This window comes from Pseudomonas sp. ES3-33 (assembly GCF_000952175.1).
In the GTDB taxonomy this organism is placed as follows: domain Bacteria; phylum Pseudomonadota; class Gammaproteobacteria; order Pseudomonadales; family Pseudomonadaceae; genus Aquipseudomonas; species Aquipseudomonas gregormendelii.
Map to the genome: position 1 here is coordinate 1 of NZ_JZRI01000056.1, position 18,271 is coordinate 18,271.

Genomic DNA, 18,271 nt, shown 5'->3' on the forward strand with positions numbered 1-18,271 from the left:
ATGGTGAGAGAGGCGATCCTAATCTACAACCAGGAGCGCCCGCACCTGTCCTTGAAATACAAAACGCCCGATGCGGTGCATCGGGCGTTGGGGTGAAACAGATGTAAACCTATTTCAGGACTAGACAACAGCCTCATTCAGTCGCGTAAATCCGACTCATGAATCGGCTGATCCCGATGCGTAGCCCGCTGATATTGCGCGGGCCAGACGGCCTTGCGACCTCCCAGGTCATCATCGGCATGCAGCGGCCAATACGGATCTCGCAACAGCTCCCGCGCCAGGAAAATGATATCCGCCTGGCACGTGCGCAGGATGTGCTCAGCTTGCGCAGGTTCGGTGATCATTCCTACAGTACCCGTTGCGATGCCTGACTCCTTGCGCACTCGCTCGGCGAAGCGGGTCTGGTAACCCGGGCCGATCGGAATTTCCGCGTTGACCGCGGTCCCTCCCGAAGACACGTCAATCAGGTCCACCCCCAGTGCCTGCAGGCGGCGCGCGAGCTCGACGGTCTCATCCGGGTTCCAGCCATCTTCCACCCAGTCGGTGGCCGACACTCGCACAAACAGCGGCAGCTCTTGCGGCCACACCGCCCTTACCGCTTCAGTCACCTGAAGCACCAGGCGAATGCGATTCTCGAACGACCCGCCATATTGATCCCGACGTTGGTTGCTCAGCGGCGACAGGAATTGATGCAGCAGGTAACCATGGGCAGCATGTACCTCCACCACTTTGAAACCGGCCACCAGGGCGCGTTTTGCCGAATCGACAAAGGCCTGGACGATGTCGGCGATGGCCCCCTCATCCAGCTGCGTGGGCTGGGTGTGTTGCGGGTCGAAGGCGATTGGCGAAGGGCCGACAGGCACCCAGCCGCCGTCGTCCGGTTTTACGCTGCCGTGCTTGCCGAGCCACGGCCGATAAGTGCTGGCCTTGCGCCCGGCGTGCGCCAGCTGAATGCCCGCCACCGCGCCCTGGGCGGCGATAAAGCGGGTAATGCGTTGCAAGGGTTCGATCTGTTCGTCATTCCACAGGCCAAGGTCTTCAGCAGTGATACGGCCATCGGCGGTGATGGCCGTGGCTTCGGTAAAAATCAGGCCAGCGCCACCCACCGCGCGGCTGCCAAGGTGAACCAGATGCCAGTCATTGGCCAGGCCATCGACGCTCGAATATTGGCACATGGGTGATACCGCGATGCGGTTGAGCAGGGTTAGCTGGCGCAGCGTGTAGGGTTCAAGCAGCAGACTCATGGGGCACCTCTCAAATCAGTGGGCAGGCTCCAGGGTTCTGTTTGAAAGTCGACGAGTGACAGTAAAGAGATGCAGCACCCGCCCCCGCGGGCAAAAAATTCGACAAGACGTCACAAGGAAAATCAAGCAGTGCTTAGAGCCTAGTCGACAACGGGGGATCGGGGAGGGTTCAGATGTAATGGGTGTCAGAAAGATCGAATCGCGAGCAGGCTCGCTCACACACTGGACATGTGGAGCTCACAAACCCCGGTTCCAGCCTGCCCATACTGGTCACTTGATGGACACAAATCCTGTGGGAGCGAGCCTGCTCGCGATGGGCTCAACGCGGTTCGATGTGGGCAATCATCAACTGCACGGTTTCGTTGCCACGGAATTCGTTGAGGTCGAGCTTGTACGCCAGCTCCACCCACTTGATGGTCGGATTGGGCCAGATGTCGCGATCGACCCCGAAGGCGATGCCATCGAGTTTCACCGAGCCGCACTCGCTCCTGAGCACCACCTTGAGGTGACGTTCACCGACCACACGCTGCTCCACCAGCTGGAACACTCCGTGAAACAGCGGCTCGGGGAAATGCTGACCCCATGGGCCGGCATGACGCAGGGCCCGGGCCAGTTCCAGGTGAAACTCCTCGACCGCCAGGGTGCCGTCCGACAGCAGGCGGCCAGTCAGGTCCTCTTCGCGCAGTTGTCGACGCACTTCAGCGTCAAACGCTTCGGCGAACAACGGGAAATTTTCCTCGGGCAGGGTCAGACCCGCCGCCATGGCATGGCCACCATACTTGCTGATCAGTGTCGGATGCTGCGCCGCCACCACGCTCAAGGCGTCACGGATGTGAAACCCCTGCACCGAGCGCCCCGAACCCTTGAGCAGGCCATCACCGGCATCGGCAAAAGCGATGGTCGGACGGAAGTAACGCTCCTTCATCCGCGACGCGAGGATGCCGATCACGCCTTGGTGCCACTCGGGATCGAACAGGCACAAACCGAACGGCATGGACTCCACCGGCAGATCCTTGAGCTGGGCCAGCGCCTCGCGCTGCATGCCCTGCTCGATGGATTTACGGTCCTGGTTCATGCCGTCGAGCTGCACGGCCATTTCCCGGGCCAGGGCCTGGCTGTCGGTCAGCAGGCACTCAATGCCCAGGCTCATGTCATCCAGTCGCCCCGCCGCGTTCAAGCGCGGGCCGACGATGAAACCGAGGTCGGTGGAGGTGATGCGGGCGTGGTCGCGCTTGGCCACTTCGAGAATCGCCTTGACCCCTGGCCGCGCGCGCCCGGCGCGAATCCGCTCAAGGCCCTGATGCACCAGGATCCGGTTATTGGCATCCAGGGGCACCACGTCGGCGACGCTGCCCAGCGCCACCAGGTCCAGCAATTCACCGATGTTCGGCTGCGGTTTGGTCGCATACCAGCCGAGGTCGCGCAACCGCGCCCGCAGGGCCATCAGCACGTAGAAAATCACCCCGACACCCGCCAGCGCCTTGCTCGGGAAAGTGCACCCTGGCTGATTCGGATTGACGATGGCATCGGCCAGCGGCAACTCATCGCCGGGCAAGTGGTGATCGGTGACCAGCACCTGCAGCCCGGCCTTTTTCGCCGCCGCGACGCCTTCAACGCTGGAGATGCCGTTGTCCACGGTGATCAGCAACTGCGGGGTCCGGGTCAACGCCACTTCGACGATTTCCGGCGTCAGGCCGTAGCCGTACTCAAAACGGTTGGGCACCAGATAGTCGACGTGGGCGGCGCCCAGCAGGCGCAGCCCCAGCACGCCTACAGTGCTGGCGGTCGCGCCATCGGCATCGAAGTCGCCAACGATCAGGATGCGCTGGCGCTGCTCCAGGGCAGTCACCAGCAACTCCACCGCTGCGTCGATGCCCTTGAGTTGCTGGAACGGGATCAGCCGCGCCAGGCTCTTGTCCAGTTCGGCCTCGGACTGCACGCCCCGTGCCGCGTACAAGCGGGTCAACAGGGGCGGGATATCACCGAGAAAAGGCAGGATGTCGGGCAGCTGGCGAGGTTCGATGCGCATGGGGTGACGGGTGCTTCTCTTGAATACTTGGGAAAAAAACCGATTATCGCGACAGGCCGAGGCCAATCAGCCGCGTTCGCCGCTCAGCCACTGCAGCTGGACTTCGTGCTGACCACGGTCGTCGGTGACAAAAATTGTCCCTTCGCTGATCATCACGTCCCACTTGATGACGCGGGGCATGTCCTTGGCCAGGGTCTCGAGAACTTCCTGCGGAACAGCAGCGATGTGCACGTTTTTCAGGTTCTTGATCGCCGGGATCACCTTGGTTTCCCAGACCCGCAGGCTGCCGTAGGCCAGCAGGCTGGTGCGCTCGGTGCGACGCGAGCACCAGGTCAGGCGATCGGCGTCTGGCTGGCCGACTTCGATCCAGTGCAGAACGCGATCGTCCAGGCTCTTTTCCCACAGGGCAGGCTCATCTACGTCCGACAGACCGCGACCGAAAGACAGCTGTTCGTTGTACCAGAAGGCGTAGGCCAGCAGTCGCACAGTCATGCGCTCTTCAGTTTCCGAAGGGTGACGGGCGATGGTCTGCTTCACGCTCTCGTAAACGCTGCGGTCGAGGTCGGTAAGGTTCAGTTCAAACTTGTAGGTCGTGGACGGCTGGGCCATGAACGGGCTTCTTGATACGAGGAAAGGCGGCAAGTCTAACCGATGCGACCACCAATCAACGAATTGTAGCGATGAACCTTGGGCGACTGACACCGGGCTATGCTAAAACGCTCTACCAGCCAGCCCTTGTCCTACAGGATCCAGCATGCCGTTCACCGCCAAACCGCTCTCAGGTCTGAAAGTCATCGAATTGGGCACCCTGATCGCCGGGCCCTTTGCGTCGCGGATTTGCGGCGAGTTCGGCGCTGAGGTGATCAAGGTCGAATCGCCCGATGGCGGTGATCCCTTGCGCAAATGGCGCAAAATCTATGAAGGCACCTCGCTGTGGTGGTTCGTCCAGGCGCGCAATAAAAAGTCCCTGACGCTGAACCTCAAGCACCCCGAGGGCCTGGCCGTCCTGAAAAAGCTGCTCGGCGAAGCAGACATCCTCATCGAGAATTTCCGCCCCGGCGTCCTGGAAAAGCTTGGCCTGGGCTGGGATGTCCTGCACGCCTTGAACCCCAAGCTGGTGATGGTGCGGCTGTCGGGATTCGGCCAGACCGGGCCAATGAAAGATCAGCCAGGGTTTGGTGCGGTTGGCGAGTCCATGGGCGGTCTGCGTTACATCACCGGCTTCGAGGATCGCCCCCCCGTGCGCACCGGCATTTCCATTGGTGACTCGATCGCCGCCCTCTGGGGCGTGATCGGCGCGCTGATGGCGTTGCGTCATCGTGAGGTCAACGGTGGCCAGGGCCAGGTAGTCGACGTGGCATTGTATGAAGCGATCTTCGCCATGATGGAAAGCATGGTGCCGGAGTTCGACGTGTTCGGCTTCATCCGCGAACGTACCGGCAACATCATGCCGGGCATCACGCCCTCCTCGATCCACACCAGCGCCGACGGCAAGCACGTGCAGATCGGCGCCAACGGCGATGCGATCTTCAAGCGCTTCATGCTGATCATCGGCCGCGAGGACCTGGCCAATGACCCAATCCTGGCCAGCAACGACGGGCGCGATACCCGGCGCGACGAGCTCTACGGGGTCATCGACCGCTGGGCCAACTCACTGCCCCTGGACGCCATCATCGAGCAACTGAATCAGGCCGAAGTACCGGCCAGCCGAATCTTCAGTGCCGAAGACATGTTCGCGGACCCGCAATACCTGGCCCGGGAGATGTTCCTCCAGGCCAAACTGCCAGATGGCAAAGACTTCAAGATGCCCGGGATCGTCCCAAAACTCTCCGAGACCCCGGGATCCGCAGAATGGGTCGGCCCCCAACTGGGCGAACACAACTCGCAGGTACTCAACGACCTTGGCTACGACCAGGCCCAGATCACCAAACTGCGTGAAGACGGAGCCATTTAACCTCAAACGTCTGTTGCCACCCGCCCCGCACAACCGCCTGGCCCTGGCGGCTCCTGCGTTACTGGCCGGGCTGGTCTCGCCCAACCTCGCGCAGGCCAGGGACACGCTGATCTAGGTGCTGCGCGACTTCCACCATGGCAATGTGGCCACCGGCAGCCTGAAGGACACTCGAGCATTTTTCCAGCACCCGGCGCTGCCGTGACAAATCGCAGGCAAAAAGAAACCCCGAGAAGTGGGGAGACGACTCGGGGTTAAACGTGGCCTACATAAAGACCAGTAACAGCAAGCCGCAAGCACCGGAGCACAATGCTTGTTCCTGCTGTTACATACTCTGACTGGCGATCCCGGGATTAGGTTCCCGCAAGATGCAATTCAATTTCGACTGGCGAGCAGCTTGTCCTGTGCAGCGTTGCGCAACGCCGCGATAACACAAGGTTCCAGACGACCTTCGGCAATCATCAAGTCGCGGCGTAAACCGTCGACCACGTCCGTGAGCAAGCGCTTGTCGCTCAACTGAGCCTGGTTGAAAGCCCGTTCGACCACGATCGCGCCGGTTGAACTCTTCAGAGTCACCAGGCATTCACCGTGCAGACCCGATGGGGTCAGCGTAACTTGATACGGGCTCAGCGCCTCTGCGAGCAATAGACTGATACTTTCCAAATCGATCACCACTCATTAGTCCGAAAACAAAGTGCCTGGGGCAGGTCTACTGTAAATGACCATCGGCCTCAGAAGAAAGTTCTGAATGGTATCCGCAGGGACGTCGACGCCTCTGCTAGTTGAAGCATGCATGACGAAGATGACAGGAAAAAAACAGCGGCGCAGTGCATGAACAAAAAAGCCCGTCAGAAGACGGGCTTTTCAGTTCGAGGCTTTGACCCTTACAGCGGTTTACCGCGATTGCCATGCTGGCTGACGAACGCCTGGACGGCTTTCAGGTCATTGGGCAGCACGGTGCAGCGCTCATCGCGCTCGAACAGGTCGGTCAGGTGCACCGGCAGTTCCAGGGCCTTGCCGACGCCGGCCTTCAGCACCGCATCCGGGAACTTGACCGGGTGCGCGGTGCCCAGGATCACCATCGGGATGTCCAGGCTGCGACGGCACTCGCGGGCGGCCTTGACGCCGATCGCGGTGTGCGGGTCGAGCAACTCGCCAGTCTGTTCGTAGACTTCGGCAATGGTTTCGCACGTTTGTGCGTCGTCCACGGCCAGGGAGTCGAACAGCTTGCGCGCTTCGCTCCAGCGTTCTTCTTCGACGCTGAAACCGCCACCTTGCTTGAAGCTGTCCATCAGCCCGGCAATCGCCGCACCGTTACGACCGTGCAAGTCAAACAGCAGGCGTTCGAAGTTCGACGAAACCATGATGTCCATCGACGGCGACAGCGTGGCGTGCAGGGTTTCCTTGACGTACTGGTTGCCGCTCATGAAGCGGTGGAGGATGTCGTTGCGGTTGGTGGCGACGATCAACTGGTTGATCGGCAGGCCCATGTTGCGCGCCAGGTAGCCGGCGAAGATGTCGCCGAAGTTACCGGTAGGCACCGAGAACGATACCGAACGGGCCGGCCCGCCCAACTGCAGGGACGCGTGGAAGTAGTAAACGATCTGGGCCATGATCCGCGCCCAGTTGATCGAGTTCACGGCCACCAGGCGAGTGCCTTTGAGGAAGCTCTGGTCAGCGAAGCTGGCCTTGACCATTTCCTGGCAGTCGTCGAAGTTGCCTTCAATGGCGATGTTGTGGATGTTCTCGCCGAAGATGGTGGTCATCTGCCGACGCTGTACTTCGGACACGCGGTTGTGCGGGTGCAGGATGAAGATGTCGACGTTTTCGCAGTGCTTGCAGCCTTCGATGGCGGCCGAGCCGGTGTCGCCGGAAGTTGCACCGACGATCACCACGCGCTCACCGCGTTTTTCCAGCACGTAGTCGAGCAGACGCCCGAGCAGCTGCAGGGCGAAGTCCTTGAACGCCAGGGTCGGGCCGTGGAACAGTTCCAGAACCCACTCGTTGCCGTTCAACTGACGCAGCGGCGCCACGGCGCTGTGCGAAAACACGCCGTAGGTTTCTTCCAGGATCTTCTTGAAATCCGCATCGGGAATGCTGCCGGTCACGAACGGGCGCATCACCCGGAAAGCCAGTTCGTGATACGGCAGGCCGGCCCAGGAAGCGATTTCTTCCTGGGTGAAACGTGGCAGGTTTTCCGGGACGTACAGACCGCCGTCGGTGGCGAGACCGGCCAGCAGGACATCTTCGAAATTCAGGGCCGGTGCCTGGCCGCGGGTACTGATATAACGCATGACTGGCTCCAATAGACAGTGTTCGCAAACCCGGGCCCGCACGCGAGCCCGGTGAACGATAACGGCTTAGTTCAGGTGCTCGACGCGGATCCGTACAACCGGACTGACCACGCCCGCCAAGGCTTCCAGGGCAGCGATAGCATCATTCATGTGCTGTTCCAGCACACGGTGAGTCAGCAGGATCATCGGCACCAGGCCGTCATGCTCTTCGACTTCTTTTTGCATGATCGATTCGATGTTGATGCCGCGCTCCGACAGGATGCTCGCCACCTGGGCCAGTACGCCCGGGTGGTCCTTGGCTTGAATCCGCAGGTAGTAGGCACTTTCGCAAGCTTCGATCGGCAGGATCGGGTGGGCCGACAGCGAGTCCGGCTGGAAGGCCAGGTGCGGCACACGATTCTCCGGGTCGGAGGTCATGGCGCGAACCACGTCCACCAGGTCGGCGATCACCGACGATGCAGTCGGCTCCATGCCGGCACCCGCGCCATAGAACAGGGTCGAACCTGCGGCATCACCGTTGACCATCACAGCGTTCATCACACCATTGACGTTGGCGATCAGGCGATCGGCCGGAATCAGCGTCGGGTGCACGCGCAACTCGATACCCGCTGCAGTGCTACGGGCGACACCCAGGTGCTTGATGCGATAGCCCAGCGCTTCGGCGTAGTTCACGTCAGCGGTGGTCAGCTTGGTGATGCCTTCGGTGTAGGCCTTGTCGAATTGCAGCGGAATGCCGAACGCGATGGAGGCCAGGATCGTCAGTTTGTGGGCTGCATCGATGCCTTCGACGTCGAAAGTCGGATCGGCTTCGGCGTAACCCAGTGCCTGCGCCTCGGCGAGCACGTCTTCGAAGGTGCGACCCTTCTCGCGCATTTCCGTGAGGATGAAGTTGCCAGTGCCATTGATGATACCGGCGACCCAATTGATGCGGTTGGCCGAGAGGCCTTCACGGATGGCCTTGATCACCGGGATGCCACCGGCCACTGCTGCTTCGAACGCCACGATCACGCCTTTCTCGCGTGCCTTGGCGAAGATTTCGTTACCGTGAACGGCAATCAGTGCCTTGTTCGCGGTGACCACATGCTTGCCATTCTCGATGGCCTTGAGTACCAGCTCGCGGGCAACGGTGTAGCCGCCCATCAGCTCTATGACGATGTCGATCTCAGGGTTCGTGGCCACTTCGAAGACATCGTTGGTAATCGCAATACCGGTCGTTTGGAACTGAGGCTTTGGCGTGCGCATGGCAATTTGTGCCACTTCGATCCCACGCCCGGCACGACGAGCAATTTCCTCGGCGTTGCGCTGAAGTACGTTGAAGGTACCGCCACCGACGGTTCCTAACCCACAGATGCCTACTTTGACCGGTTTCACTGTGAACTCCCCATAAAACGGCCGACGCAAGGTCGGCCGTGAAAACAACCGCATGCTCGCGGTTCTCTATTAATGGCCCGACGCAACTGCCGCCGGACCATGATCGTCAAAGGCTGACCGTGACGATGCGAATTTACTTCGCGCCCAGCGCCAGTTTGGCGACTTGTGGCGCAGGCTGGTAGCCCGGAATGACCTGGCCATCAGCCAAAACGATAGCCGGTGTACCGTTCACGCCGATCGACTGACCGAGCGCGAACTGCTTGGAAACCGGGTTCTCGCACTTGGCGGCCTTGATTTCCTTACCATCGACCATCTTGTCCATGGCCGCTTTCTTGTCCTTGGAGCACCAGACCGCCTGCAGCTGTTCGTCGCCCGGCGAGCCCAGGCCCTGGCGCGGGAACGCGACATAACGCACTTCGATGCCACGCTTGTTCAGCTCAGGCACTTCGGCGTGCAGCTTGTGGCAGTACGGGCAGGTGGTGTCGGTAAATACGGTGATGTGCGACTTGGTTTCGCCGATGGCCGGGTAGACCACGGTTTCAGCGACCGGAATGGCATTGACCAGCTTGGAGACGCCCAGGCGCTCGGTTTTTTCGGTCAGGTTGACCGGCTTGCCGTCCTTGAACTGGAACAGGTAGCCCTGAACCACGTACTGGCCATCGGCGCTGGCATAGAGCACCCGGCTGCCCTGCAATCTGACTTCGTACAGGCCTGCCAGGGGGCTGGCGGAGATGCTTTCTACCGGAACCTCAAGCTGGAGGTTCTCCAGGCTTTTACGAATGGCTTTATCGGCCGCGTCATCGGCGACGGCAAAGGTGCTGACCAACGCAATGGCTGCGGCGGCGAAAATCTGGGTCAGACGCATGAGAACTCCTGAAGGCGGACAAATGGGACGATCAGAACGCCCGTGCCAAGGCACCGGGTCACAACCGCCCACCGTGCAAACCGGCAAAGCCTACCACATAAGGCTCGTGGGGCCGAATGCGCCTGACGCAAGACTTGGGGCCAACGCCGAACCTGTGGGAGCGGGCTTGCCCGCGAAGGGGCCGGCACATTCAATACTGATGCTGGCCGACATATCGCATTCGCGGGCAAGCCCGCTCCCACAGGGATTGTGTCTAGCCTCTGGGATGGTGTTTGGCGTGCAGGTCCTGCAGGCGGGCACGGGCGACGTGGGTGTAGATCTGGGTGGTCGACAGGTCGCTGTGGCCGAGCAACATCTGCACCACCCGCAGGTCAGCGCCGTGGTTGAGCAGGTGCGTAGCAAACGCGTGGCGCAGGGTGTGCGGCGACAGCGACTTGCCGATACCGGCCACCTTCGCCTGGTGCTTGATGCGATGCCAGAACGTCTGGCGGGTCATCTGTTCACCGCGCAGGCTGGGAAACAGCACATCACTGGGACGCCCGCCGAGCAACTCGCTTCGAGCGTCGCGCATGTAGCGCTCGATCCAGACAATCGCCTCCTCCCCCATCGGCACCAGCCGCTCCTTGCTGCCCTTGCCCATCACCCGCAGCACGCCCTGGCGCAGGTTGACCTGCTCCAGGGTCAGGCTGATCAGCTCCGTTACCCGCAAGCCACAGGCATACAGCACCTCGAGCATGGCGCGGTCGCGCTGGCCGATGGCCTCGCTCAGGTCCGGCGCTTTCAACAGCGCCTCGACATCGGCCTCTGACAAGGATTTGGGCAATGGCCTGCCGAGTTGCGGCATGTCGATACGCAAGGTCGGGTCGACAGCGATCAACTTTTCCCGCAGCAAATAGCGATAAAAGCCACGCACTCCCGAGAGGAACCGCGCCGTGGACCGTGGCTTGTAGTTCTGCTCCAGGCGCCAGGCCAGGTGATCGAGGATCAACTCGCGGCCGGCGTTGATCAACTCCAGGCCCTTCTCCTGCAGCCAGCCGTTGAACAAGGCCAGGTCACTGCGATACGCATCGCGCGTGTTGTCCGACAGGCCTTTCTCCAGCCACAACGCGTCGAGGAATTGGTCTATCAATGGATGTTCGATGGCGGGCATAAAGGCTCAGGTGACAGATAAACTGTCGGTAAGTCTTTCATAGACTGCTGGGGGTTTATAGAACCTGATGTCAACGCGCTGCCTGGTCGATCGATTCGCGTGCAAGTCGGATGGCCGCATCGCACGCTCCCACCCGTAAATCGCAGGCAACAAAAAAGCAGCCCGCAGGCTGCTTTTTTTGCATCGGAAGCTGGACTTAAGCCAGTTTTTCCTTGATGCGAGCTGCTTTACCGGACAGGTCACGCAGGTAGTACAGCTTGGCTTTACGTACGTCACCGCGACGTTTAACGGCCATGCTGTCGATTTGCGGGCTGTAGGTCTGGAAAGTACGCTCTACGCCAACACCGTTGGAGATTTTACGAACGGTGAAAGCACTGTTTACGCCGCGGTTACGCTTGGCGATTACAACACCTTCGAACGCTTGCAGACGCGAACGGTCGCCTTCCTTCACTTTCACCTGAACGACAATGGTGTCGCCCGGGGCAAAGGTAGGGATCTCTTTGGTCATCTGCTCTGCTTCGAGTGCAAGGATGATTTTGTTAGTCATGCTGTGCTCCTAAGGTAAATCAACGGACTTACCATCGATACGTTGTTAACTATCGTCCCGCTCGCGGATGTATTCCTCGAGCAGCTTCTTCTCTTCTCCAGAAAGCGAGCGGCTTTCCAGAAGATCGGCGCGTCGTTCAAAGGTCCTACCAAGGGACTGCTGTAAACGCCAACGCCGGATATGCGCGTGATTGCCACTTAGCAACACGTCGGGAACACGCTGATCCGCATACACCTCAGGTCGGGTGTAGTGCGGGCAATCCAGCAAACCATCCGTAAAGGAATCTTCCTCGGCGGAGTCCGCATGCCCTAAAGCTCCAGGCAGCAGTCGTGTAACCGCATCGATCAGGACCATCGCCGGCAGCTCGCCGCCAGACAGTACATAGTCGCCAATCGACCACTCTTCATCGACATGAGCCTCTATAAAACGCTCGTCAATGCCTTCATAGCGGCCGGCAATCAGGATCAATGCATCCAAATTCGCCAACTCGCGTACCGCCGACTGTGTCAGTTGACGGCCTTGGGGGGACAGGTAAATCACCTTCGCCGCCTCCCCGGCTGCTGCCTTGGCCTGAACCAGAGCATCTTCCAGGGGCTTGATCTTCATCACCATGCCCGGGCCACCGCCAAATGGGCGATCGTCCACAGTGTGATGTCGATCCGTCGTGTAGTCTCGCGGATTCCAACAGGTGAGCTGCAACAGCCCCTGTTTCACCGCACGACTGGTGATGCCGTACTCGCTGATGGCGGAGAACATCTCGGGAAACAAACTGATCACTTCTACGCGCAAGTTAGCCACGCTTAGAAGTCCGCATCCCATTCCACCTTCATCTCGCCTGCGGCAAGGTCAACGGCCAACACGCATTGCTCCGTATAGGGCAACAGGCGTTCGCGATCGTCCAGGCTGCCAGCGCAAGGCTTGACCACCATTACATCATTGGCGCCGGTTTCCAGAAGATGATCGATCTTCCCGAGCAATTGCCCCAGTTGATCAATAACCTTCAGACCTTCGAGCTGGTACCAGTAGTACTCGCCGTCGGTCAATTCAGGGAACAGGTTGCGCGGCACACAGATCTCATAACCGGCCAGAAGACGAGCTTCTTCACGGTCATCAAGACCTTTGAGCTTTGCGACCAGGAACTTGTCGTTCCCGCGTCCACTGACCAGCTCAACCTGTTTCACATTGCCTTCGCGCTTGAGCGTCCAGGTTTTGTACTGCAACAGGTTTTCAGTCGGATCAGTAAAGGAATACACCTTCACTTCGCCGCGAACGCCATGAACAGAGTAGATCTTGCCGATAACGATCAAATCATCAGCAACAGCAGGCGTCGCGTTCATATTGCTCAGGCCGCAGCCTTAGCCGAGTCCTTCAGCAACTGAGCAACACGCTCAGAAGGCTGTGCACCAACGCTCAGCCAGTAGGCTACGCGCTCTTGGTTCACGGACAGACGGACTTCTTGACCACGAGCAACAGGGTTGAAGAAACCAACCTGTTCCTTGTGCGAACCGTCGCGCGGGTTGCGGCTGTCGGTTACGGTCAAGTGGTAAAACGGGCGCTTTTTGGAGCCGCCAAGGGCAAGACGGATTGTTAGCATGTGAACATCGTTCCTGTAGTCGGTGCTGCAAATCTAAAGGCACAGCGGGCATAGGTGCCCGAAAGGCCGCATATTCTAAGGAATATCCGGACTTTTGCAAATGTCTTTTTCCGGCGGCCTATCGGACGCCATGCAGATTTGCTATAGAGCCGTCGTTTAAAACGGCCAGTCAGCTCCCGCCAAGTGCGGGTTTGCTGTTGATCCCACATCGCTGTGGGCAGCGCAAGGGCAAGCCCTTGCGCAGATTCTTTACATCTTGGGCATGCCGCCGCCGGGCAACATACCGCCCATGCCGCGCATCATTTTGGCCATTCCGCCCTTGGCGGAGAATTTCTTCATCATCTTCTGCATCTGCTTGTGCTGCTTGATCAAGCGACCGATGTCCTGCACCTGGGTGCCGGAACCCATGGCGATCCGGCGCTTGCGCGAACCGCTGATCAGCTCAGGGTCGCGGCGCTCGGCCGGGGTCATGGAATTGATGATGGCTTCCATCTGCTTGAATTGCTTCTCTGCCGCGCCCTGGGCATTACCCATCTGCGCCAGGTTCACACCGCCGATGTTCGGCAGCTTGTCCATGAGGCCGCCGAGGCCGCCCATGTTCTTCATCTGTTGCAACTGATCGCGGAAGTCTTCGAGATCGAAGCCCTTGCCCTTCTTCAGCTTCTTGGCCAGCTTGTCGGCCTTGTCCTTGTCGAGGGTCTGTTCGGCCTGCTCGATCAGGCTGAGCACGTCGCCCATGCCAAGGATGCGTGAAGCAATACGCTCGGGGTGGAACGGCTCGAGCGCTTCGCTCTTCTCGCCCATACCGATGAACTTGATCGGCTTGCCGGTGATGGCGCGGACCGACAGTGCGGCACCGCCACGGGCGTCGCCGTCGACCTTGGTCAGGATAACGCCGGTCAGCGGCAATGCGTCGCCGAAGGCCTTGGCCGTATTGGCGGCGTCCTGGCCGGTCATGGCATCGACCACGAACAGGGTTTCAACCGGGTTGATCGCGGCGTGCAGCGCCTTGATCTCGCCCATCATCTCTTCGTCGATGTGCAGGCGACCGGCGGTATCGACGATGACCACATCAATGAACTTGAGCTTTGCTTCTTTAATAGCGGCTTGCGCGATCTCGACCGGCTTCTGGCTCAGGTCGGACGGGAAGAAGGTCACGCCCACTTCGCCGGCAAGCATTTCCAGCTGCTTGATCGCTGCCGGACGGTAAACGTCCGCAGACACGACCATCACCGACTTCTTCTTGCGCTCTTTAAGGAAGCGCGCAAGTTTACCGGCAGTAGTGGTTTTACCTGCACCCTGCAAACCGGCCATCAACACGACAGCAGGCGGCACGGCGCTCAGGTTCAAGTCTTCGTTGGCCGCGCCCATCAGGCTTTCGAGTTCGGCCTGGACGATCTTCACGAACGCCTGGCCCGGGGTCAGGCTGCGTGACACCTCGGTGCCGACGGCACGTTCCTTGACCGAATTGACGAAGTCCTTGACCACCGGCAAGGCCACGTCGGCCTCGAGCAGCGCCATACGCACTTCACGCAGGGTGTCCTTGATGTTGTCTTCGGTCAGCTTGGCCTTGCCGGTAACATGGCGCAGCGTCTGCGAGAGACGGTCGGTTAAGTTTTCAAACATTGCGCGATCCTTTCAGGCCCTGTGTAGACCGGGATAATGGCGGCCCAGACCGGAATAAACATGTGCTCGGCGAGCCTGCGGCGTGGGCAGGTCGCGGATTATAGCGAAGACTGCGTCTGGCGGACACCTCGCACTTTCGTGTGATGAGGGTTCTATGCCAAACTCAGCGCCTTTCGGGCTTGCCTAACAGGATTTATGCTCCCCTTGTCACCCAGCTTGCTAACTACCCTCGCCGCCGCCTGCCTCTATGCCGCTGCGACCATCTATCAGGGCACTCGCCTGGCGTCCGGCGCCAAGGCGAACAAACGCCTGCTGGTCACGCTCGGCGTACTGGCCGTACTGGCCCACAGCGCCAGCCTGCTGACCCACCTGTTGACGCCGATCGGCCTGGGCCTGGATTTCTTCAGCGCCGCCAGCCTGATTGCTGCAGCGGTCATTGCCCTGACCCTGCTGGCCTGCTCGCGCATCCCGGTGGAGAACCTGCTGATCCTGCTGTTCCCGCTGGGCGCCGCCACGGTGCTGCTCGCGCAATTCGCCCCCGCCGGCACCGTGCAGATCATCGACGAAGCGCCGGGTATCCTGGCGCATATCCTGTTGTCGATCCTGGCGTACGGAATGTTCACCATCGCGGTGTTCCAGGCGTTGCTGCTGCTGGTCCAGGACCATCAGCTCAAGCACAAGCACCCCTCCGGCCTGATCAAGAACTTCCCGCCGCTGCAAACCATGGAAAGCCTGCTGTTCGGCTTCCTCTGGGCCGGCTGGACGCTGCTGTCGCTGTCGCTGATTTCCGGCTGGCTGTTCGTCGAGAACCTGTTTGCCCAGCACCTGGTGCACAAGACCCTGCTGGCCTGCCTGGCCTGGATCGTGTTCAGCGTGCTGCTGTGGGGCCGCAATCGTCTCGGCTGGCGCGGACACAAGGCCATCCGCTGGACCCTGGCCGGCTTCTGCCTGCTGATGCTGGCCTACTTCGGCAGCAAGCTGGTTCGTGAATACATTCTGCACATCTGACGGGCGGCAATAATGGACGACTTGCCCATAGGGCCGATGCTCGCAGTGATCGCCCTGCTGATTTTGTGGTCGGGGCTGTTCACCGCCATTGAAGTCGCGCAGCAACACCTGCTGGCCCAGCGCACCGCTTCGCGCTCGAGCGACAAGCCCGTGGCCAGGCTGAGCTTCGCACTCAACAGCCTGATCCTTTGTAATACCCTGTGCCGCGCGCTGGTGATGGTGATCAGCACCCTGCTGGCGATCTTCACCTGGGCCGAGAATGGCCCTTGGGCAGCGTGCCTCGGCGCGGGCGCGATCCTGCTGGTGTTCGCCGAATACCTGCCGCGCACCCTCGCCGTGCGTTATCCCGATGCCGTCCTGAGCCTGGGCAACACCTTGCTCGGCGCGCCGTTGAAAATCGTCTACCCAGTCGCCTGGCTGCTCAATGGCCTCAGCCAATTGCTGATGCGCCCGTTCGCCCGCAAAATCAAAGTGGTGCAGCAGAGCGAAGACGAAGCCACCTCGGATCGGCACGAAGACCAGGAACACGCATCCTGCCGCCCGCACGTGCTGGCGGGCATCCATGCGCTGGATAACATCACGGTCAACGACATCCTGGTGCCACGCAGCGATGTCGACGGGATCAACCTCGACGACGATCTCCAGGAGATCATCGAGCAGCTGCGCAACAACCGGCGCACACGCCTGCCGGTGTTCCACAGCGATATCAACCAGGTTGAAGCGGTGCTCAATACCCGGCAGATCCGCCATCTGCTGGCCGATGCCAGCCTGACGATCGAAGCGCTGCTGGCGGCCTGTCACGAGCCCTATTTCGTGCCGGAGAGCACGCCACTGCAGCTGCAACTGCTGAACTTCCACAAGCAACAGCGACGCTTGGGCATGGTGGTCGACGAATACGGCGAAGTGCTCGGCATCGTCACCCTGGAAGACATCCTCGAAGAAATCGTTGGCGAGTTTGAAAGCCAGCACAGCCTGGACAACCCCCACGTTCATCCACAGCCTGATGGCCGACTGATGATCGAAGGCGCCGCGTCGATTCGTGAGCTGAACAAGAGCCTGGGCTGGCACCTGCCCAGCGACGGGCCGAAGACGCTCAACGGCTTGGTAACCGAAGCCCTGGAGACCATTCCGGAGAGCTCGGTATGCCTGAAGATCGGCCGTTATCGGCTGGAGATTCTCGAGACCGAGGATAACCGCGTGACCCAGGTGCTGGTCTGGCACACCAGCTCGGTGCCTGCGGTCGTGCCCGTGCGCTAGATAACCAAAAAGATCGTCCGAAGGCTCGGGCCGCGATAGGACGATCTTTTTGCCTCTTGTTGAATCGTTAGCCACCTTCCTATAATCGAGCCGCTTACCCAAGCGCCGCCCCACCCCAGTGCTACCCGCACTCCGCGTTAAACCCACATCCCTGGGTGTTCAACCATAATAATTCGCTCCACTGGGGCACATGACTGTCAGGGATAAACGCATGACAACCAGCACGACTTACAGCGAAACCACGCCAGCACAACCCACCAACTCCGCCACCCGGGTGGCCACGGCGAGCTTTATCGGTACCGCCATCGAGTTCTACGACTTCTATGTCTATGCCACCGCTGCGGCGCTGGTGATCGGTCCGGTATTTTTCCCCCAGACCTCCGGCACTGCGCAAATGCTGTCGGCCTTCCTGACCTTCGGCATCGCCTTCCTGGCCAGGCCCCTGGGCTCGGCGCTGTTCGGCCATTTCGGCGACCGCATCGGGCGCAAATCGACCCTGGTGGCCTCGCTATTGCTGATGGGCGTGTGCACCACGCTGATCGGCGTACTCCCGGGCTACGCCAGCATCGGCGCCTGGGCGCCCATCCTGCTCTGCGTCCTGCGCTTCGGCCAGGGCCTGGGGCTTGGCGGCGAATGGGGCGGCGCAGCACTGCTGGCGACGGAAAATGCGCCCAAAGGCAAACGAGCCTGGTTCGGCATGTTTCCCCAACTGGGGCCTTCGATCGGCTTTCTTGCTGCCAACGGCCTGTTCCTGACCCTGGCGATGACCCTGAGCGACGAGCAGTTCCGCTCGTGGGGCTGGCGGATTCCCTTCCTGCTGAGTGCGGCACTGGTCATGGTGGGCCTGTATGTACGCCTCAAACTCCACGAAACCCCGGTGTTTGCCAATGCCATGGCGCGCCAGGAACGGGTGAAAATCCCCCTGGTGGAGCTGTTCAGCCAGTACTGGGCGCCGATGTTGCTGGGTGCCGGTTCGATGGTGGTCTGCTACGCACTGTTCTACATCTCGACCGTGTTTTCGCTGAGCTATGGCGTATCGACACTGGGCTACACCCGCGAAACCTTCCTTGCCCTGCTGTGCTTCGCCGTACTGTTCATGGCAGCCGCGACGCCGCTCTCTGCCTTGGCCAGCGACCGCTACGGGCGTAAACCGGTGTTGATTGTCGGCGGCGTGCTGGCGATTTTGTCGGGGTTTCTGATGGAACCGCTGCTGACCCAGGGTTCGACCTGGGGCGTTGCGCTGTTCCTGTGCATCGAGCTGTTTCTGATGGGCGTAACGTTTGCGCCGATGGGGGCGCTGTTGCCCGAGCTGTTTCCGACCCATGTGCGCTACAC

General features: G+C 60.4%; 18 protein-coding genes. 5 read left to right on the forward strand and 13 right to left on the reverse strand.

Going from position 1 to position 18,271, the window contains the following annotated elements:
• Positions 1–137: 137 nt before the first annotated feature.
• The 3 genes from UB23_RS09820 to UB23_RS09830 all read right to left on the reverse strand — a co-directional run bounded on the left by UB23_RS09820 (position 138) and on the right by UB23_RS09830 (position 3,882).
• Positions 138–1,244 (reverse strand): NADH:flavin oxidoreductase/NADH oxidase, encoded by a 1,107-nt coding sequence (locus UB23_RS09820; RefSeq protein ID WP_045059136.1) that lies wholly within the window; start codon positions 1,242–1,244, stop codon positions 138–140.
• A 319-nt stretch (positions 1,245–1,563) separates the two neighbouring features.
• Positions 1,564–3,273 carry a single-stranded-DNA-specific exonuclease RecJ gene (gene recJ / locus UB23_RS09825; RefSeq protein ID WP_045059137.1) on the reverse strand — a complete coding sequence of 570 codons (1,710 nt, stop codon included), beginning with the start codon at positions 3,271–3,273 and terminating at the stop codon, positions 1,564–1,566.
• Between the two features lie 66 nt (positions 3,274–3,339).
• Positions 3,340–3,882: a YaeQ family protein gene (locus UB23_RS09830; RefSeq protein WP_007897614.1), complete on the reverse strand. Its 543-nt coding sequence runs from the start codon at positions 3,880–3,882 to the stop codon at positions 3,340–3,342.
• 145 nt (positions 3,883–4,027) lie between these two features.
• On the opposite strand from UB23_RS09830, the gene UB23_RS09835 reads away from it, so the two are divergent.
• On the forward strand, positions 4,028–5,227 hold the full coding sequence (locus tag UB23_RS09835; protein ID WP_045059138.1) for a CaiB/BaiF CoA transferase family protein: 1,200 nt from the start codon (positions 4,028–4,030) through the stop codon (positions 5,225–5,227).
• Complete coding sequence (locus tag UB23_RS30505; RefSeq protein WP_269082889.1) at positions 5,208–5,342, forward strand: hypothetical protein; 135 nt, start codon at positions 5,208–5,210, stop codon at positions 5,340–5,342. Before UB23_RS09835 ends, UB23_RS30505 begins: the two co-directional genes overlap by 20 nt.
• A gap of 257 nt (positions 5,343–5,599) precedes the next feature.
• Here the strand turns inward: UB23_RS30505 and UB23_RS09840 are convergent, their stop codons facing one another.
• The 10 genes from UB23_RS09840 to ffh all read right to left on the reverse strand — a co-directional run bounded on the left by UB23_RS09840 (position 5,600) and on the right by ffh (position 14,671).
• On the reverse strand, positions 5,600–5,887 hold the full coding sequence (locus UB23_RS09840) for a DUF3509 domain-containing protein (protein ID WP_045059146.1): 288 nt from the start codon (positions 5,885–5,887) through the stop codon (positions 5,600–5,602).
• Between the two features lie 221 nt (positions 5,888–6,108).
• Positions 6,109–7,518, reverse strand: a complete 1,410-nt coding sequence (gene thrC, locus UB23_RS09845; protein WP_045059139.1) for a threonine synthase — start codon at positions 7,516–7,518, stop codon at positions 6,109–6,111.
• A gap of 66 nt (positions 7,519–7,584) precedes the next feature.
• A complete protein-coding gene (locus UB23_RS09850; protein ID WP_045059147.1) occupies positions 7,585–8,889 on the reverse strand; it encodes a homoserine dehydrogenase in 1,305 nt (434 codons plus the stop codon).
• 133 nt (positions 8,890–9,022) lie between these two features.
• Complete coding sequence (gene dsbC, locus UB23_RS09855) at positions 9,023–9,754, reverse strand: bifunctional protein-disulfide isomerase/oxidoreductase DsbC (protein ID WP_045059140.1); 732 nt, start codon at positions 9,752–9,754, stop codon at positions 9,023–9,025.
• A gap of 253 nt (positions 9,755–10,007) precedes the next feature.
• Entirely contained in the window at positions 10,008–10,904 is an 897-nt protein-coding gene (gene xerD, locus UB23_RS09860; RefSeq protein WP_045059141.1) for a site-specific tyrosine recombinase XerD, read from the reverse strand.
• A gap of 196 nt (positions 10,905–11,100) precedes the next feature.
• A complete protein-coding gene (gene rplS / locus UB23_RS09865; RefSeq protein WP_003175895.1) occupies positions 11,101–11,451 on the reverse strand; it encodes a 50S ribosomal protein L19 in 351 nt (116 codons plus the stop codon).
• Positions 11,452–11,496: 45 nt separating this feature from the next.
• A complete protein-coding gene (trmD, locus tag UB23_RS09870) occupies positions 11,497–12,270 on the reverse strand; it encodes a tRNA (guanosine(37)-N1)-methyltransferase TrmD (protein WP_154503229.1) in 774 nt (257 codons plus the stop codon).
• Positions 12,252–12,788, reverse strand: coding sequence for a ribosome maturation factor RimM (rimM, locus tag UB23_RS09875; RefSeq protein WP_008014731.1), 537 nt, complete (start codon positions 12,786–12,788; stop codon positions 12,252–12,254). The genes trmD and rimM overlap by 19 nt, the downstream gene beginning before the upstream one ends.
• A 5-nt stretch (positions 12,789–12,793) precedes the next feature.
• Positions 12,794–13,045, reverse strand: coding sequence for a 30S ribosomal protein S16 (gene rpsP, locus UB23_RS09880; RefSeq protein WP_045059142.1), 252 nt, complete (start codon positions 13,043–13,045; stop codon positions 12,794–12,796).
• A 249-nt stretch (positions 13,046–13,294) separates the two neighbouring features.
• A complete protein-coding gene (gene ffh / locus UB23_RS09885; protein WP_007897558.1) occupies positions 13,295–14,671 on the reverse strand; it encodes a signal recognition particle protein in 1,377 nt (458 codons plus the stop codon).
• Positions 14,672–14,866: 195 nt separating this feature from the next.
• On the opposite strand from ffh, the gene UB23_RS09890 reads away from it, so the two are divergent.
• The 3 genes from UB23_RS09890 to UB23_RS09900 form a co-directional block, all read left to right on the forward strand.
• Entirely contained in the window at positions 14,867–15,679 is an 813-nt protein-coding gene (locus UB23_RS09890; RefSeq protein WP_045059143.1) for a cytochrome C assembly family protein, read from the forward strand.
• A 12-nt stretch (positions 15,680–15,691) separates the two neighbouring features.
• A complete protein-coding gene (locus UB23_RS09895; protein ID WP_045059144.1) occupies positions 15,692–16,936 on the forward strand; it encodes an HlyC/CorC family transporter in 1,245 nt (414 codons plus the stop codon).
• A gap of 211 nt (positions 16,937–17,147) precedes the next feature.
• A partial coding sequence (locus tag UB23_RS09900; protein WP_045059145.1) for an MFS transporter occupies positions 17,148–18,271 on the forward strand: 1,124 nt, incomplete at its 3' end.